Annotated in this window: 15 protein-coding genes and 1 tRNA gene; 14 read left to right on the forward strand and 2 right to left on the reverse strand. The window is 74.7% G+C overall.

Features of this window, described 5'->3' with window-relative positions; translation table 11 throughout:
* Positions 1–50: 50 nt before the first annotated feature.
* Complete coding sequence (locus tag ABZ806_RS33355) at positions 51–680, reverse strand: TetR/AcrR family transcriptional regulator (RefSeq protein ID WP_500221434.1); 630 nt, start codon at positions 678–680, stop codon at positions 51–53.
* Between the two features lie 104 nt (positions 681–784).
* Here ABZ806_RS33355 and ABZ806_RS33360 point away from each other — a divergent pair, with 104 nt between their 5' ends.
* The 3 genes from ABZ806_RS33360 to ABZ806_RS33370 all read left to right on the forward strand — a co-directional run bounded on the left by ABZ806_RS33360 (position 785) and on the right by ABZ806_RS33370 (position 4,852).
* Positions 785–1,828, forward strand: a complete 1,044-nt coding sequence (locus ABZ806_RS33360; RefSeq protein WP_500221435.1) for an oxygenase MpaB family protein — start codon at positions 785–787, stop codon at positions 1,826–1,828.
* Between the two features lie 148 nt (positions 1,829–1,976).
* Positions 1,977–2,558 (forward strand): TIGR03086 family metal-binding protein, encoded by a 582-nt coding sequence (locus ABZ806_RS33365; RefSeq protein WP_500221436.1) that lies wholly within the window; start codon positions 1,977–1,979, stop codon positions 2,556–2,558.
* 143 nt (positions 2,559–2,701) lie between these two features.
* Entirely contained in the window at positions 2,702–4,852 is a 2,151-nt protein-coding gene (locus ABZ806_RS33370) for an acyl-CoA dehydrogenase family protein (RefSeq protein ID WP_500221437.1), read from the forward strand.
* Between the two features lie 36 nt (positions 4,853–4,888).
* Here the strand turns inward: ABZ806_RS33370 and ABZ806_RS33375 are convergent, their stop codons facing one another.
* Complete coding sequence (locus tag ABZ806_RS33375; RefSeq protein WP_500221438.1) at positions 4,889–5,926, reverse strand: aldo/keto reductase; 1,038 nt, start codon at positions 5,924–5,926, stop codon at positions 4,889–4,891.
* A gap of 394 nt (positions 5,927–6,320) precedes the next feature.
* Here ABZ806_RS33375 and ABZ806_RS33380 point away from each other — a divergent pair, with 394 nt between their 5' ends.
* The 11 genes from ABZ806_RS33380 to ABZ806_RS33430 all read left to right on the forward strand — a co-directional run bounded on the left by ABZ806_RS33380 (position 6,321) and on the right by ABZ806_RS33430 (position 14,071).
* Positions 6,321–6,992, forward strand: coding sequence for a DUF6084 family protein (locus ABZ806_RS33380; protein ID WP_500221439.1), 672 nt, complete (start codon positions 6,321–6,323; stop codon positions 6,990–6,992).
* Positions 6,980–7,849 (forward strand): hypothetical protein, encoded by an 870-nt coding sequence (locus ABZ806_RS33385; protein WP_500221440.1) that lies wholly within the window; start codon positions 6,980–6,982, stop codon positions 7,847–7,849. Before ABZ806_RS33380 ends, ABZ806_RS33385 begins: the two co-directional genes overlap by 13 nt.
* The gene (locus ABZ806_RS33390) at positions 7,843–8,619 is read left to right on the forward strand and encodes a hydrogenase maturation protease (protein WP_500221441.1); all 777 of its coding nucleotides are present in this window, start codon (positions 7,843–7,845) and stop codon (positions 8,617–8,619) included. The genes ABZ806_RS33385 and ABZ806_RS33390 overlap by 7 nt, the downstream gene beginning before the upstream one ends.
* On the forward strand, positions 8,616–8,756 hold the full coding sequence (locus tag ABZ806_RS33395; RefSeq protein WP_500221442.1) for a hypothetical protein: 141 nt from the start codon (positions 8,616–8,618) through the stop codon (positions 8,754–8,756). The genes ABZ806_RS33390 and ABZ806_RS33395 overlap by 4 nt, the downstream gene beginning before the upstream one ends.
* A gap of 36 nt (positions 8,757–8,792) precedes the next feature.
* Positions 8,793–9,317 (forward strand): DUF892 family protein, encoded by a 525-nt coding sequence (locus ABZ806_RS33400; RefSeq protein ID WP_500221443.1) that lies wholly within the window; start codon positions 8,793–8,795, stop codon positions 9,315–9,317.
* Positions 9,314–10,018: a D-sedoheptulose-7-phosphate isomerase gene (locus ABZ806_RS33405; RefSeq protein ID WP_500221444.1), complete on the forward strand. Its 705-nt coding sequence runs from the start codon at positions 9,314–9,316 to the stop codon at positions 10,016–10,018. Before ABZ806_RS33400 ends, ABZ806_RS33405 begins: the two co-directional genes overlap by 4 nt.
* Positions 10,019–10,023: 5 nt before the next feature.
* Positions 10,024–10,647, forward strand: coding sequence for a D-sedoheptulose-7-phosphate isomerase (locus tag ABZ806_RS33410; RefSeq protein WP_500221469.1), 624 nt, complete (start codon positions 10,024–10,026; stop codon positions 10,645–10,647).
* The gene (gene hypE / locus ABZ806_RS33415) at positions 10,647–11,723 is read left to right on the forward strand and encodes a hydrogenase expression/formation protein HypE (protein ID WP_500221445.1); all 1,077 of its coding nucleotides are present in this window, start codon (positions 10,647–10,649) and stop codon (positions 11,721–11,723) included. The genes ABZ806_RS33410 and hypE overlap by 1 nt, the downstream gene beginning before the upstream one ends.
* A gap of 111 nt (positions 11,724–11,834) precedes the next feature.
* Complete coding sequence (locus tag ABZ806_RS33420; RefSeq protein ID WP_500221446.1) at positions 11,835–12,335, forward strand: DUF1269 domain-containing protein; 501 nt, start codon at positions 11,835–11,837, stop codon at positions 12,333–12,335.
* A 73-nt stretch (positions 12,336–12,408) separates the two neighbouring features.
* A tRNA-Met gene (locus tag ABZ806_RS33425) sits at positions 12,409–12,480 on the forward strand.
* Between the two features lie 115 nt (positions 12,481–12,595).
* On the forward strand, positions 12,596–14,071 hold the full coding sequence (locus tag ABZ806_RS33430) for an MFS transporter (protein ID WP_500221447.1): 1,476 nt from the start codon (positions 12,596–12,598) through the stop codon (positions 14,069–14,071).
* The last annotated feature ends 131 nt before the right edge of the window (positions 14,072–14,202 follow it).

A 14,202-nucleotide genomic window follows, 5' to 3' on the forward strand; every position in this document is an offset into this window, starting at 1 on the left:
TTGTTGTTATGCGGGCCCTCATAACAACAACACGCCGCAGGTCAACGAAATCAGGCGTGTTTTGCGGCGGTGGTGTGGAGGGCTAGGGACAGGTCTACGGCGCTGTCCACCACCGCGTCCAGGTCTTCGCCTAGGCGGCCGTCCGCCCACTGCTGGGCCAACTCGGTCATGGCGCCGGTGAACATCGTGGCGGCGATGACGACCGGGAGCGCCGGGTTCTCGATGTTGCTCATCGCGAGGACGCCGTCCAGCAGGGCGGTCTGCGCGGCGCGGCGCCGCTCGGCGAGGACCTCGTTGCCGCGCGCCTCCGCGAACAGGACGCGCCCCCTGCGCGGATCGTCGCTGATGAAGCGGAGCACGCTGCGGATGCCCGCGCGGGTGCGGACGTTCGGGCCCGGGCCTGCCTCGTCGAGCGCGCCCGCCAGCGCGTCGCCGAGGGCCGTGGCCTCCCGGTCGTAGACGGCCGCGAGGAGCTCGTCGGTGCCGGCGAAGTTCTCGTAGAAGTAGCGCGTGTGCAGCTCGGCCTCCCGGCACACGGCGCGCACCGTCAGGGCGGCCTCGCCCTCGTCCCCGAACAGCGTGTACGCGGCCCGGACGAGCATGGCGCGCCGCTCGTCCCGCCGCCGGCCCGCCGGGACCCCGGCCCACCGGGTGGCCGTGGCCGTGCGCGCGTTCGCCATGCCCCGACGATACCGGCCCGGCCCCGCCGCGCACCCCGAGTCTGGACACGGATGTACCCAGACACTTACTCTGGCCACAGTTGTAGCCAGAATTGGGAGCGCAGATGCCGGCCGAGACCAGTCACCGCAGGACCAGCCAGGGCAAGACCAGCCAGGGCAAGACCAACCCCGTCGCGACGCGGTTCGAGCGGGCCTTCGACACCGAGATCCGCTCCAGGTTCTTCAAGGGCCTGGACTTCGCCGGGCCGGAGGGCGACCCCGGCTGGTTCGGCCCCGGCAGCGCGGTCTGGTACGTCCACTCGCACCTGCCCACGCTGATCCTCGGCCTGGTCGGCGCCGCCTACATCGAGGGCCTCGACCCGAGCATCAGCTGGATGGCCTACGACCACTCGCGCATCCCGGAGCGCGTCGACGGCATCCCGACCGGCAACATCGACCCGGAGGGCGCCGCCGTCCGGCTCGGGCACTCCCTGTCGTTCTTCATCGGCACCGCCTACGGCTCCACGCCGACCGCCGAACGCCTGGCCCGCACCGTCCGCGCGATGCACCACACCATCAAGGGCACCCGGCCGGACGGGCTCGCCTACGACGCCGACGACCCCGAATGGCTGCGCTGGAACTACGCCACCGTCGTCTGGGGGCTCGCGACCGCGCACGAGCGCTACCACCGGCGCCCGCTGCGCGACATCGACCGCTACTACGGCGAGTTCGTCCGCGTCGGCGAGGCCCTCGGCGGCACCGACCTGCCCGCGACCAAGGCCGAGGTCGCCGCATGCCTGGAGTCCTACCTGCCGCGTCTGGCGCTGACCCCGATCAAGGCGTTCCAGACCGGGCCGAACCTCCGCGACAGCAAGGTCAAGCCGTGGGAGCCCGGCGGCCCGTTCATGGACTGGGCCGCCCGCGACATGCTCCCGAAGTGGGCGCAGAAGCTCTGCCTCTACCGGCCGCCGAACCCGATCGCGCTGCGCGCCCGGCGGAGCACGCTGTGGCTCGTCCTCAACGGGCTGCACGACGCGACGGGCCCGATCCGGGAGTTCCGCGAGGCCGAGGCGCGGGTCGCGGCGGGCGCCACGGCCGCGGTCGCCTCGACCGCGCCGACCGCCCCCGACCCCGTCCTGACCCGCGCGGAGGTCGAGGCCACCGCCTGACTCGGCCGCGGGACCGCTCGGGCCGGGGCGCCGCGCCGCGGTCGCCAACCGCGCGGGAGCCGGTGGCGCGCCGATGAATTCGCGATGCGGAGGCAGTCCACAGAACAGGCGGTCCGCTCGGCGGGCCGCCCTTCCGATGGGAGGCCGGATGTCCGAGCGGACGTGTGCGATCCAGACCGCCGGGTGCGGCGCCAGGCTGCTGGACCGGGCGGTCGGGTTCGCGCTGACGGCCGTCCAGGCGGTGACGCCGGACATGCTCGCGCGCCAGACGCCGTGCGCGGACTGGGACCTCGGCATGCTCGTGCTGCACCTCGGCGAGTCGCTGGCCGCGCTGCACGAGGGCATGAGCGCGGGACGCGTCGGGCGGGAACCGGCCGCGTACACGCCGCCGGACGACCCGGTGTCGGCGCTGCGGGTACGGGCCGTCCGCGTGCTGCGGGCGTCCGCCGCCCTGCCGGTCGTCGCGGTCGGGGACCGGCGGCTGGCGGGCGGCGTGCTGGCCCGGGCCGGCGCGCTCGAGGTCGCCGTCCACGGCTGGGACATCGCGCAGGCCACCGGGGAGCACCGGCCCATCCCGCCGCTGCTGGCCGAGGATCTGCTGGCCGTCTGCCCGCTGGTGCTGCCCGAGCCGCCGCGCGGCCCGCTGTTCGCCGCCCCCGTCGAGCCCCCGCGGGGCGCGGGGGACGGCGCGCGGCTGGTGGCCCTCCTCGGGCGCCGCCCGATGGCCTGAGGCGGTCGGGCGGGATGCGGCGCGGCGATGCGCTTGGTCGATGCGCTTCGCCGAAGCGCTGAGATAGATCGGGGCTGCCTCTCGCCCCGGACGGCAACCGAATGCCATTCTGGTTACTGGACGGAACGACGCTTGGAGGGTTCATGGCGATCGCCATCAGCGAGGAGCACCGCGAGCTGGCACGGACGGCGCGCGCGTTCCTGCGCGACCAGGGGGCGCGGGCCGCGAACCGCGCGCTGCTGGACGCCGACAAGGAGCCGCTGCCCGCGTTCTGGACGGAGTTCGCCGGCCTCGGGCTGCTCGGCCTGCACCTGCCCGAGGAGCACGGCGGCGGCGGCGCGGGACTGCCGGAGCTGGTCGTGGTCGCCGAGGAGCTCGGCCGCGCCGCCGCGCCCGGCCCGATGCTGCCGACGATGATCGCGGCCGCGGTGATCGCGGCCGCCGGAGGCGGCGAGCAGCGGGCGCGGCTGCTGCCCGGCCTCGCCTCCGGGGCGACCCCGGCGGCGCTCGGCACCGGCGGCTCACTGACCCTCGCCGACGGCACCGCCACCGGCGACGCGGGCGTCGTGCTCGGCGGCGGCCTGGCCGAGCTGCTCGTCCTCCCGGCCGGCGACGACATGATCGTCGTGCGGGCGGACGCGCCGGGCGTCACCGTCGAGGTCCCCGCCAACCTGGACCCGGCCCGCCGCTCGGCCCGCGTCACGCTGGACGGCGCCGCCGCCGACGTCCTGCCCGGCGCGCGGGCCCGCGCCACCGCCATCGCCCGCACGCTCGTCTCCGCCGAAGCGGTCGGCGGCGCCCTCGAATGCGTGCAGAACTCCGTCGAGTACGCCAAGGTGCGGCAGCAGTTCGGCCGTCCCATCGCGACGTTCCAGGCGGTCAAGCACCACTGCGCGAACATGCTCGTCGGCGCCGAGCTGGCCACGGCCGCCGTGTGGGACGCCGCGCGGGCGGCCGCGGGCCCGGCCGACCAGTTCGAGCTGGCGGCGGCCGTCGCCGCGGCGCTCGCCCTCCCCGCGTTCACCACCAACACCGGCCTCAACATCCAGGTGCACGGCGGCATCGGCTTCACCTGGGAGCACGACGCGCACCTGCTGATGCGCCGCGCCGCGACGCTGGCGGCCGTGTTCGACCCGCACTCCGCCGAACGGGACGTGACCCGCCTGAAGGCCGCGGGCGTCGTCCGCGAGACGACCCTCGACCTACCGCCCGAGGCGGAGGCGCGGCGCGCGGAGATCCGCGCGCTGGCCCGCGAGATCGCCGCGCTGCCCGCCGCCGAGCAGCGGCAGAAGCTGATCGACACCGGCTACGTCCAGCCGCACTGGCCGCGCCCGTGGGGCGTGGCGGCGAGCGCCGGGCTGCAGCTCGTCATCGAGGACGAGTTTCGCACCGCCGGGGTGAAGCGCGCCCAGCTCGGGATCACCGGCTGGGTGATCCTCACCCTCGTCCAGCACGGCACGCAGGACCAGGTCGACCGCTGGGTGCGGCCCGCCCTCACCGGCGACGAGATCTGGTGCCAGCTGTTCAGCGAGCCCGAGGCGGGGTCGGACGCCGCCGCCGTGAAGACCCGCGCCGTCAAGGTCGAGGGCGGCTGGATCGTCAACGGCCAGAAGGTGTGGACGAGCGGCGCCCAGCACTGCCGCTGGGGCTTCGCGACCGTCCGCACCGACCCGGACGCGGCCAAGCACGCCGGCGTCACCATGGTCGTCGTCGACATGGAGCACCCCGGCGTGGAGGTCCGGCCGCTCCGCCAGATCACCGGCGGCTCCGACTTCAACGAGGTGTTCTTCTCCGACGTCTTCGTCCCCGACGCCGACGTGGTCGGCGAACCGAACCAGGGCTGGACGGTCGCCCGCGCGACCCTCGGCAACGAGCGCGTCAGCATCGGCGGCGGCGTCGGCGGCCCGCCGGGACCCGACTTCGTCTCCCTCTACACCGGGCACGGCGACCGCGTCCCGGCCGCCGCCGAGCGCGTCGGCGCCTACCTGGCCGAGGAGCAGGCCCTCCGCCTGCTCAACCTCCGCTCCGCCGAACGCGCCGTCGCCGGCGGCGAACCGGGCCCGGAGGGCAACATCACCAAACTCGTCCTCGCCGAGCACGGCCACGCCACCGCCGACCTGCTCGCCGAGTTCGCCGGCTCCGGCACGGCGTTCGACGAGGGCCTCGGCCAGTTCGCCGGCCTGATGCGCCTCGGCTCCCGCGGCATGTCCATCGCCGGCGGCACCTCCGAGATCACCCGCAACCAGATAGCCGAGCGCATCCTGAAACTCCCCCGCGACCCGCTGATCAAGTAACCGGAGCGGCCCCGGCGCGACGGCGCCGGGGCTTGCTCACGCGCGGCGGCGGCTGCCGGGGAGCAGGGACGGGGTGCCGCTGCGGTGGTTGATCCCGGCGATGTCGGTGCCCGGCGGGACCACCTCGTCGATCGCGTCCAGGACGGCGGCGTCCAGGCGGACGTCGGCGGCGGCGAGCAGGTCGTCCAGCTGGGGCAGTGTCTTCGGGCCGATGATCGTCGAGGTGATGGCCGGGTGCTCGCCGACGAAGGCGAGGGCCAGGTGCGTCAGCGTGAGGCCGGCCTCCTCGGCGATCTTGGCGAGGCGCTCGACGGCGTCGTACCGGACGGGGGCGCTGGGGTCCACGTCGACGGTGCGGCCGCGCCACGCCGGGTTGTCGGAGTGCGCGAACCGCGCGCCCGCCGGCGGCTCCTCCCCGCGCCGGTACTTGCCGGTCAGCCAGCCGCCCGCGAGGGGGCTCCACGGGATGACGCCCATCCCGTGCCGCCGCGCGGCGGGCAGCACGGACTCCTCGATCGACCGGGCGAAGACGGAGTACTGCGGCTGCTCGCAGACGAACCGGACGCCGCCCCTCCGCTCGGCGGCCCACTGCGCCTCCACGATCTGGTCGGCCGGGAACGACGACGACCCCACGTGGAGGACCTTGCCCTGGCGGACGAGGTCGGTGAGGGCGTCGAGGGTCTCCTCCAGATCGGTGTCCCAGTCGCGGCGGTGCATCTGGTAGAGGTCGATGCGGTCGGTGCCCAGCCGCCGGAGGCTGTCCTCCACGGCGCGGACGATGTAGCGCCGCGACCCGCCCCCGCTGTTGCGCTCCTCGCGCAGCGGGAAGAAGCACTTGGTCGCGAGGACGATGTCGTCCCGGCGCCCCTTGATCGCCTTGCCGACGACCTCCTCGCTCTCCCCGGCGGAGTACATGTCGGCGGTGTCGATGAAGTTGATCCCGGCGTCCAGCGCCCGGTCGACGATGCGCACGCAGTCGTCGTGGTCGGGGTTGCCGACGGCACCGAACATCATGGCGCCGAGGCACTGGCCGCTGACCTCGATACCGGTGCGGCCGAGCTTGCGGTACTGCATCCTCGCGTGCTCCCTCGTTAGGCGAACGCAGCGAACGCTAGAAGCTGGAGCGCGCTCCAGGTCAAGCGCACGGCCCGTCCATCGCGGGGGTCGGGAGTCCGGCATGGCCGAGGAAAGGTTCCCCATGGGCCGGGCGGCGGCCGCCGGTTGCGAATCGGGCAATTGGCTGGAAATTGACGCCGCATTGCGCGGAGCGGGTTCGTGCCGGGCTTCCTAATTCTGGTCGTTTGCCTAGGTCAGAAGGCCGTCGTGGGGGTGTCGCCCGCGCCTGCGGACCGTTTCTTTGCCGAACGCCGGGGCGGGGAGCGGCGGCTTTCCGGGTGGTGTTTCGGGGGGATGCGGCAGGGCAGTCCGCTCTGGTGATGATCTGCGAACCCGCGCGCGGGAGGCGGGCATGAGCGGCGCGCCGGAACTTGGGCTGGAGCTGCTCGGGATCGAGGCCGGGACGGCCGCGGCGACGCCGGCGCTGGACCTGCGGATCGGGCTGCGGCGGCTGGACGGCGGGCCCGTCCAGTGCGTCATGCTCACCGCGGCCGCGACGATCGCGGCGTCGCGCCGCGACCACGACGACGCCGAGCGTGAGCGGCTCACCGCCGTGTTCGGGACGCCCGACACGTGGGACACGGCGCTGGACGCCCTGGCGTGGGCGCGCGTCGGCGCGACCGTGCCGACGTTCCGCGGCGGGACGGAGGTCACGCTGTCCCTGCCGTGCGGGCACGACGCGCAGGCCGGCGCCGACCGCTACCTGCGCGCGCTCGACGGCGGCGACGTCCCCCTCGACCTGGCCTTCGACGGCACGGTCTTCTACCCCGGCGGGGACGGGCCGCTGCGCACCCGGCAGGCCCCCTGGCGGCACACGGCGGCCGGCGTGCTGCCCGTCCAGGCGTGGCGGGACCTCATGGACCACTACTACGGCCCCGCCCGCTGGCTCCGGCTGGACGACGCGTGCTTCGGCCGGCTGTCGGACTACCGGGCGCGCCGCGCGCACTCCTCGTTCGACGACACGGTCGACGAACTGCTCAGGAAGGCCGACGCGCGGCGCGGGGAGGAAGAGTGGACCGTGTGAGGGCGGTCGCGGACTCGGTCCTCTACGAGGGCCATCTGCTGTGGCCCTACCGCCGGCCGCCGCTGCGGCACCGCCGCCGGTGGACGATCGGCGGCGTCCACCCGCGCGCCCACGCCGAACGCACCGGCGACCGGTGGACCGCCTGCGCCGAGGTCGTCCTGGAGGCGGCGCCCGACGCCGACGTCGAGATCACGCTGCGCTTCCTGCAGGCGGTGCGCCGCCAGGTCATGGACGGCGACACCCCGGTGGACGGCGTCCGCCGCGGCGGCGAGACGTTCACGACCTGGGACGAGGCCCGCGAACGGGAGGTCACCGGCGGCCGGATCTCCGTGCGGCGCATGCTGACCGGCCCCATCCGGATCCCGGTCGCGGTCCCGCCCGGCGCCGAGGACGAGGAGATCGGCGGCGGCGCGCGCCTCCGGCGGTCGTGGAGGCGGGTGGCCGGCTGGGTCGACGCGTCCGCCGTCCCGGTGGGGGACGGCGCCGTGCGGCTGCGGATCGAGATCGTCAACGGCGCGGACGCGGCCGGGCCCGAGGACGCCGCCCGCGCCGGGATGCTCTGCGCGCACGTCGTGGCGAGCGCTCGCGGCGGGGCGTTCGCCTCGTCCGCCGACCCGCCCGACCGGCTCGCCGCCGCCGTCGCCGGGTGCGGGAGCGACGGGCTGTGGCCCGTCCTCGCGGGCCGGCCGGGCGAGCGCGGCACCGTCCTCGCCGCGCCGGTCACCCTCTACGACTGGCCGCAGGTCGCGCCGGACGGCCCCGGCGACCCGCGCTTCGGGTCCGAGGGCGACGGGCTGCTGTTCCTCGGCGTGCTCGGCCTCGCCGGAGGCGAGCGGCGGGAGACCGCGGCGTGGTGAGCGCGAGGGCGCTCGTTCGCGGGCGGGAACTGACCGCCGGGAGCCGGGTCCGGCTGCGTCCCCGGGGCGGCGCGGACGCCTTCGACCTCGCCATCGTCGGCCGCGCCGCCACCGTCGAGCGGGTCGAGGACGACCTGGAGGGCGGCCTGCACCTGCTCGTCACGGTCGACGGCGACCCCGGCGGGGCGCCCGGCGGCCGCGACGCCCTCGGGCACCGGTTCTTCATCGGCCTGGACGAGGTGGACCCGCTGCCGCGGGACGAGCCGTCCCGCCGGGTGCTCGTCGCCGGCATCGGGAACGTCTTCCACGGCGACGACGGGTTCGGGGTGGAGGTCGTCCGGCGGCTGCGGCGGCGCCCCGTGCCGGACGGCGTGGACGTCACCGACTTCGGCATCCGCGGCGTCGACCTGATGTGCGCGCTCGGCGACGGCCACCGCACCGCGATCCTCGTCGGCGCCGCCGCCCGCGGCGACGCGCCCGGCACCGTCTCGGTCGCCGAACCCGACCCGGACTCGGGCGGCTTCGGCGGCGCCCGGGTCGACGCGCACGGGCTCGACCCGGCGCGGGTGCTGCGGCTGGCCCGGGAGAACGGCCCGGTCCCGCCGCGGATCCTGCTGGTCGCGTGCGAGCCGTCGGCGCAGGCGGCCGACGCCACCTGGGAAATGGACCTCAGCGCGCCGGTCGGCGCGGCGGTCGGGGAGACCGTCCGGCTGATCGAGCGGCTGATCGCGAAGGAACTCACCGCACAGAGAGAGGGAGTCGTGTCATGAGGAAGGGAAAGCGGGTCGGCCCGCGCATGGTCCGGCTGATGGTGGCGCTGTCCGCGCTGTCGGTGCTCGCCATGATCGTCATGGTGGCCGGGCGGACGCCGGTGCTGCGCCGGTACGTCGGCTCCGAGCCCAGGTGACACCGGGCGCCGCTGCCACATGATCGGAACCCGGCGATGACGACGATCGACCGGCATCTCGTCGGCTACCTGAAGGACGCGCACGCGCTGCAGGAGCACGTCGAGGCCGCACTGAGCGAACTGCTGACGACGGTGGCGGACGAACCGGACGCCTGCCGGCCGCTCGGCCGGTTCGCCGAGACGACGCGGCTGCACATGCGCGAGATCGAGGCGCGGCTGCGGGCGCACGGCTCGTCCCCGTCCATGGTCCGGGACGCGGGGCGGCTGTTCGCCGCCGTCGCGGAGGCCGGGCTCGGCCGCAGCCGCCGCGACGCCGCCGGCAAGCACATGCGGGACGCCTACGTCGCCGCGCACCTGCAGATCGCGGCGGCCGAGATGCTGCGGCGCGTCGCCGAGCGCGCCGGGGACGCCGAGACGGCGCGGGTGGCGAAGGCGATGTGCGACGACGCGCACGCGATGTCGGCGGAACTGTCGGACCGCTGGGACCTCGCCGTCGAGTTGTCGCTGCGGCAGCACGGCGTACGGGACATCCCACCGCCGCCGCCCGGGACCGACCGGTGAGCGGCACGGTTGGCGGCACGGCGGGCGGCGCGGTTGGCGGCACGGCGGGCGGCGCGGTGGACGGCACGGTGGCGGAGGTGTTCCGGCGGCGCGCCGAACCGGGCGCGGCGCTCGCGGACGCCGCCGGCGCTATCGCCGCGGCGTCCCACGCCATGGCGGGGCGCTTCCACCGCGGCGGGCGGCTGCTCGCGTTCGGCAGCGGCGCCGCCGCCGCGGACGCCCAGCACGTCGCGGTCGAGTTCGTTCAACCGGTGATCGCCGGGAGGCGGGCGCTGCCCGCGATGCCGCTCACCGGCAACGCCGCGACCCTCACCGGCCTGTGCGCCGGGCCGGGGCCGGACGACGTCTTCGCGCACCAGATCCGCTGCTTCGGCGGCCCGGACGACATCGCGTTCGGGATCTCGCCGGACGGACGGTGCGGCGGCGTCCTGCACGGCCTGCGGACCGCCCGCGACCGCGGCATGCTCACGGTCGCGCTGGCGGGCGGCGACGGCGGCGCGCTCACCGGGGCGCTCACCGGGGCGCTCGCCGGGGCGCTCGCCGGGGCGGTTGCCGGGGCGGTCGACCACCTGGTGGCCGTGCCGTCCACCGACCCGCGCATCGTCAAGGAAGTGCACGTCACCGCGTACCACCTGCTCTGGGACCTGGTCCACGTGTTCCTGGAGCAGCCGGACGTGCCGGGCCGGGAGGTGGTCGCGTGACCGAGATGCTCTACCCGTTCCTCTACGCGGGCGGCTCGGGGCTGGACACCCTGCTGGAGGACGTCCGGCGGTCGACGGCCGACAAGGCGAACGAGATCGTCCGGCTGCGGGAGGCCGTCCTCGCCGAGCACGGGGAGGGCATCGCCGCCTGCGCCGCGCGGATGGCGGACGCCTTCCGCTCCGGCGGCCGGCTCTTCGCGTTCGGCAACGGCGCCGGCGCGGCGGACGCGCAGGACGTCGCCGCACTGTTCCTCAACCCGGGCGGCTCCGCGAGGCCGCTGCCCGCGCACGCCCTGAGCAGCGACGCCGCCCTCGTCACCGCGCTGTCCGACGACATCGGCTTCGAGGCCGTCTACGCGCGGCAGCTCGCCGCGTTCGGGCGTCCCGGCGACATCGCGCTGGCGCTGTCCACCAGCGGCGACTCCGCCAACCTGATCGCCGCGCTGCGGGAGGCGTCGCGGCGCGGGATGGCGACGGTCGGGATCACCGGCCGCACCGGCGGCCGGATGGCGGAGACGCCCGGCCCGACCCACCTGTTCACCGTGCCGTCGTCGTCCGCGCACCGGATCCAGGAGGCGCGGACGACGATCTGCCACGCCCTCTGGGAACTGACGCAGGAGGCCCTCTGATGGCCGTACGGGAAGAGCAGGTCCTCGACCGCACCACGCGGGCCCGCGGCGGCAGGGCGCGCCTGCGCGACGACACCGTCACCCTGGCGCACGGCGCGGGCGGCGAGGCCACCCGCACCCTGGTCGACGCGGTCTTCAGGGAGGCGTTCGACAACCCGCTCCTGGACCGCCTGGACGACTCGGCGCGCTTCGCCGTCAACGGCGCCGGCCTGGCCTTCACCACCGACGCGCACGTGGTGTCGCCGCTGTTCTTCCCCGGCGGCGACATCGGCGACCTGGCGGTCAACGGGACGGTCAACGACCTGGCCGTCTCCGGCGCGACGCCGCTGCACCTGTCCGCCGGCTTCATCCTCGAAGAGGGCTTCCCGGTCTCGTCGCTGCGCCGCATCACCGCGTCGATGAGCGCCGCCGCCGAGGCCGCCGGCGTCGACATCGTCACGGGCGACACCAAGGTCGTCCGGCGTGGGCAGGCCGACGGCTGCTACATCACCACCGCCGGCGTGGGCGTCGTCCACTCCGCCCCGGCGGACGACGTCCGCCCCGGCGACGCGATCCTGGTCACCGGCCCGATCGGCGAGCACGGCGCCGCGATCATGCTGGCGCGCGGCGACCTCGACGTCCTCGACACCGAGGCGGACCTGGCCTCCGACACCGCGCCGCTGAACTGCCTGCTCGCCGACCTGGCCGCCCGCTGCCCGGGAGCCGTCCGCCGCATGCGGGACGCCACCCGGGGCGGCGTGGCGGCGGTACTCGCCGAACTGGCGGCCGGCGCGGGCCTTGCCGCGGTGGTGGACGAGGACGCGGTCCCCGTCCGGCCCGCCGTCCGGGCTGCCTGCGAACTCCTCGGCATCGACCCGCTGCACGTCGCCTGCCAGGGCCGGGCCGTGATCGTGGTCGCACCCGAAGCCGCCGACGCCGCGCTGGCCTCACTACGCGCCCACCCGCTGGGCACGGACGCCGCCGTCATCGGCCACCTGCACGAGGACCCGCCCGGCACCGTCCTGCTGAAGACGGCCTTCGACGGCACCCGCCCCATCGATTTCCTGGTGGGCGACCCCCCGCCCCGGATCTGCTGAGGTCAAGGTTCGCGCCGGAAATGGGCAACTTCCCGCCATTGATGCTTGCCGGGCATAGAAGCGGGCATTTCCGAAAAACTTTCAGGTGCCACACCCTTGGGGGACACATCAATGAGCGACCTCATCGCCATCGCCTACCCTGACGTCGACAGTGCCGTCGAGGTCCGGGACCGGCTCATCGACATGCAGCGCCAGAACGTGATCGCGCTCGCCGACGCCGCCGTCGTCGAAAAGCGCCTCGACGGCGGGATCAAACTCCACCAGATCCACAACACAACCGGCCGCGGCGCCGCCTGGGGGACGGTCTGGGGCGGGCTGCTCGGCATGCTCTTCTTCGCCCCGCTGGTCGGCATGGCCGTCGGCGCCGCCGCCGGCGCCGCGAGCGGCAAGATGACCGACGTCGGCGTGGACGACTCGTTCATGCGCGAGCTCGGCGCGAAGCTCCAGCCCGGCGGCGCGGCCCTGTTCCTGCTGGTCACCCGGGTGACGCCGGACAAGGTCATCCCGCAGATCACCCCGTACGGCGGCGAGATCCTGCAGACCTCGCTCAGCGAGGACGCCGAGCGCCACCTCCGCGAGGCCATCGAGGCCGACGCCCGCGTCCACGCCTGACCGCCCGCGCGGCGGTCCGGCGGAAAAAGGATTGGCGCCTCCCCGTACCGGCCTTTTATCATCGAAATGCCGGTGCGGGGTAGTGCAACGGGAGCATGCAGGCCTCATAAGCCTGGTGATGCGGGTTCGAATCCCGCCCCCGCCACGATGAAAGGCGCGCCCGGCCCGTCCGGGCGCGCCTTTTCCGCGCCCTGCCGGAATTCGCCGGGGAACGGTCGGCCGCTCGTTTACCCCTGGAAGGCAGGGGTAGCCGACGCCGCATGGTGGCGACGAAAGTCCGGCTGTCCGGGGTCCCCTTGCGCGGCAGCTATGCCGGTGCTGTCGCGATGGCGCTGCTCGCGCTCTGCCCGTTCATCGTCCTGTCGACCGCGTCCCTGCTGCTGCGGCAGCCGGTGGAGCGCGACCTGGGCGGCGGGCGCTTCGGCACGCAACTGGCCGGGGGACTGTCCAACGCCTTCTACGCGTTCGGTGCGGTCGCCGCCGCCGACCTCATCCAGCGCTTACCGGGCCGGACCCTCTTCCTGTCCTGTGAGGCGGGCTTCGTCGCCGGTTCGCTGCTCGCGGCCCTGGCACCGGGCCTCGAGGTGTTCATCGCCGGGCGCGTCCTGCAGGGCGCGGCGACCGGCATGCTGCTGGTCGCCGCGTTACCGCCGCTCGTCACCAACCACGGCGTCGGGAAACTGCCGCTCACCGCCGCGTTCGTCAACCTCGGGCTGTTCGGCATGGTCACGCTGGGGCCGCTCGTCGGCGGCGTCGCGGCCGGCTTCGACGCGTGGCGCGCCCTGTACCTCGGGATCGCGGGCCTCGGCGCGGCCGGCCTGCTCATGGGCGCGCTGACCTTCGAGCGCTCCGCCGCCCCGTCCCCGCGCATCGGGTTCGACTACTCGGCCATCCCCGTGGCGGCGGGCGCGACGATCCTGCCGTTCCTCGGTGTCGCCTGGCTGGGCCGCGGCTCGTTCACCTCCGCGGGCTTCCTGGTCCCGCTGCTCATCGGCGCGGCGGCGCTCGGCACCCTCCTGGTCCGCCAGTACCGCAAGCCGCGGCCGCTGATGCCGCTGAAACTCCTCGCCCACACCCTCCCCGTGACCGGGGTGTCCATCGCCATGGTGGCCGGCGCCGGCTTCACCACGCTGATCGAACTCGCCGTGATCTACCTGCTGGAGGTCGACCACCGGACGCCGCTGGCGACCGGGGGGCTCCTCGCCACCCAGGTCGCCGGCGTTCTGGTGGCGGCCTGGCTGTTCAAGACGATGCTGACCACCCGCTGGCTGCCCGTGCTGGCGTTCACCGGGATGGGCGTGGTGCTGGCCGGCGGTGCGTTACTGCTGTGGCTCCAGCCGTCCAGCAGTACCCCGGTCGTGGCGGTCGCGGGCGTCCTGCTGGGCTTCGGCGCCGGCGCGGGCGTCACCCCCGGGCTGTTCATGGCGGGCCTCAGCGTCCCGTCCACCCGGCTCGGCCCGACGTTCGCACTGGTGGAACTGCTGCGCGCGGAGGCCGCCTTCCTCGTCGGCCCCGTCCTGGTGCACATCGCGATGACCAGCACCGACCTGTCCCGGGGCATCCTCCTCGCCATCTGGATCACGCTGGTCATCGTCGCGGCGGGGGCCGTCGCCTCCCTCGCCGTCCTGCTGGCCGGCGGCGCCCGCCCCCAGGCCCCCGACCTGCCGTCCTGGCTATCCGGCGACTCTTCCGCCTACCATTCCCCCCGCCTCGCCGCCACCTTCCGTAACGACTGAAAGGCGCGCCCGAAATCCGGACGCGCCTTTCGGGTCATTTACTCACGGGCGCGAGCACTCGGGAAATACGTTCGCCTGCCTGGACGTATTGAGGCAGCATGGGAGAGCGCCGGTGTGGAGGGTGGGTTGAC

The sequence above is a fragment of the Spirillospora sp. NPDC047418 genome, assembly GCF_040643275.1.
Taxonomy (GTDB): domain Bacteria; phylum Actinomycetota; class Actinomycetes; order Streptosporangiales; family Streptosporangiaceae; genus Spirillospora.

Bases quoted from the DNA above. Each gene is read 5' to 3' on its own strand.
- ABZ806_RS33355 (WP_500221434.1), bottom strand. From the start codon at position 680: ATGGCGAACGCGCGCACGGCCACGGCCACCCGGTGGGCCGGGGTCCCG.
- ABZ806_RS33360 (WP_500221435.1), top strand. From the start codon at position 785: ATGCCGGCCGAGACCAGTCACCGCAGGACCAGCCAGGGCAAGACCAGC.
- ABZ806_RS33365 (WP_500221436.1), top strand. From the start codon at position 1,977: ATGTCCGAGCGGACGTGTGCGATCCAGACCGCCGGGTGCGGCGCCAGG.
- ABZ806_RS33370 (WP_500221437.1), top strand. From the start codon at position 2,702: ATGGCGATCGCCATCAGCGAGGAGCACCGCGAGCTGGCACGGACGGCG.
- ABZ806_RS33375 (WP_500221438.1), bottom strand. From the start codon at position 5,926: ATGCAGTACCGCAAGCTCGGCCGCACCGGTATCGAGGTCAGCGGCCAG.
- ABZ806_RS33380 (WP_500221439.1), top strand. From the start codon at position 6,321: ATGAGCGGCGCGCCGGAACTTGGGCTGGAGCTGCTCGGGATCGAGGCC.
- ABZ806_RS33395 (WP_500221442.1), top strand. From the start codon at position 8,616: ATGAGGAAGGGAAAGCGGGTCGGCCCGCGCATGGTCCGGCTGATGGTG.
- ABZ806_RS33400 (WP_500221443.1), top strand. From the start codon at position 8,793: ATGACGACGATCGACCGGCATCTCGTCGGCTACCTGAAGGACGCGCAC.
- ABZ806_RS33410 (WP_500221469.1), top strand. From the start codon at position 10,024: ATGCTCTACCCGTTCCTCTACGCGGGCGGCTCGGGGCTGGACACCCTG.
- hypE (WP_500221445.1), top strand. From the start codon at position 10,647: ATGGCCGTACGGGAAGAGCAGGTCCTCGACCGCACCACGCGGGCCCGC.
- ABZ806_RS33420 (WP_500221446.1), top strand. From the start codon at position 11,835: ATGAGCGACCTCATCGCCATCGCCTACCCTGACGTCGACAGTGCCGTC.
- ABZ806_RS33430 (WP_500221447.1), top strand. From the start codon at position 12,596: ATGGTGGCGACGAAAGTCCGGCTGTCCGGGGTCCCCTTGCGCGGCAGC.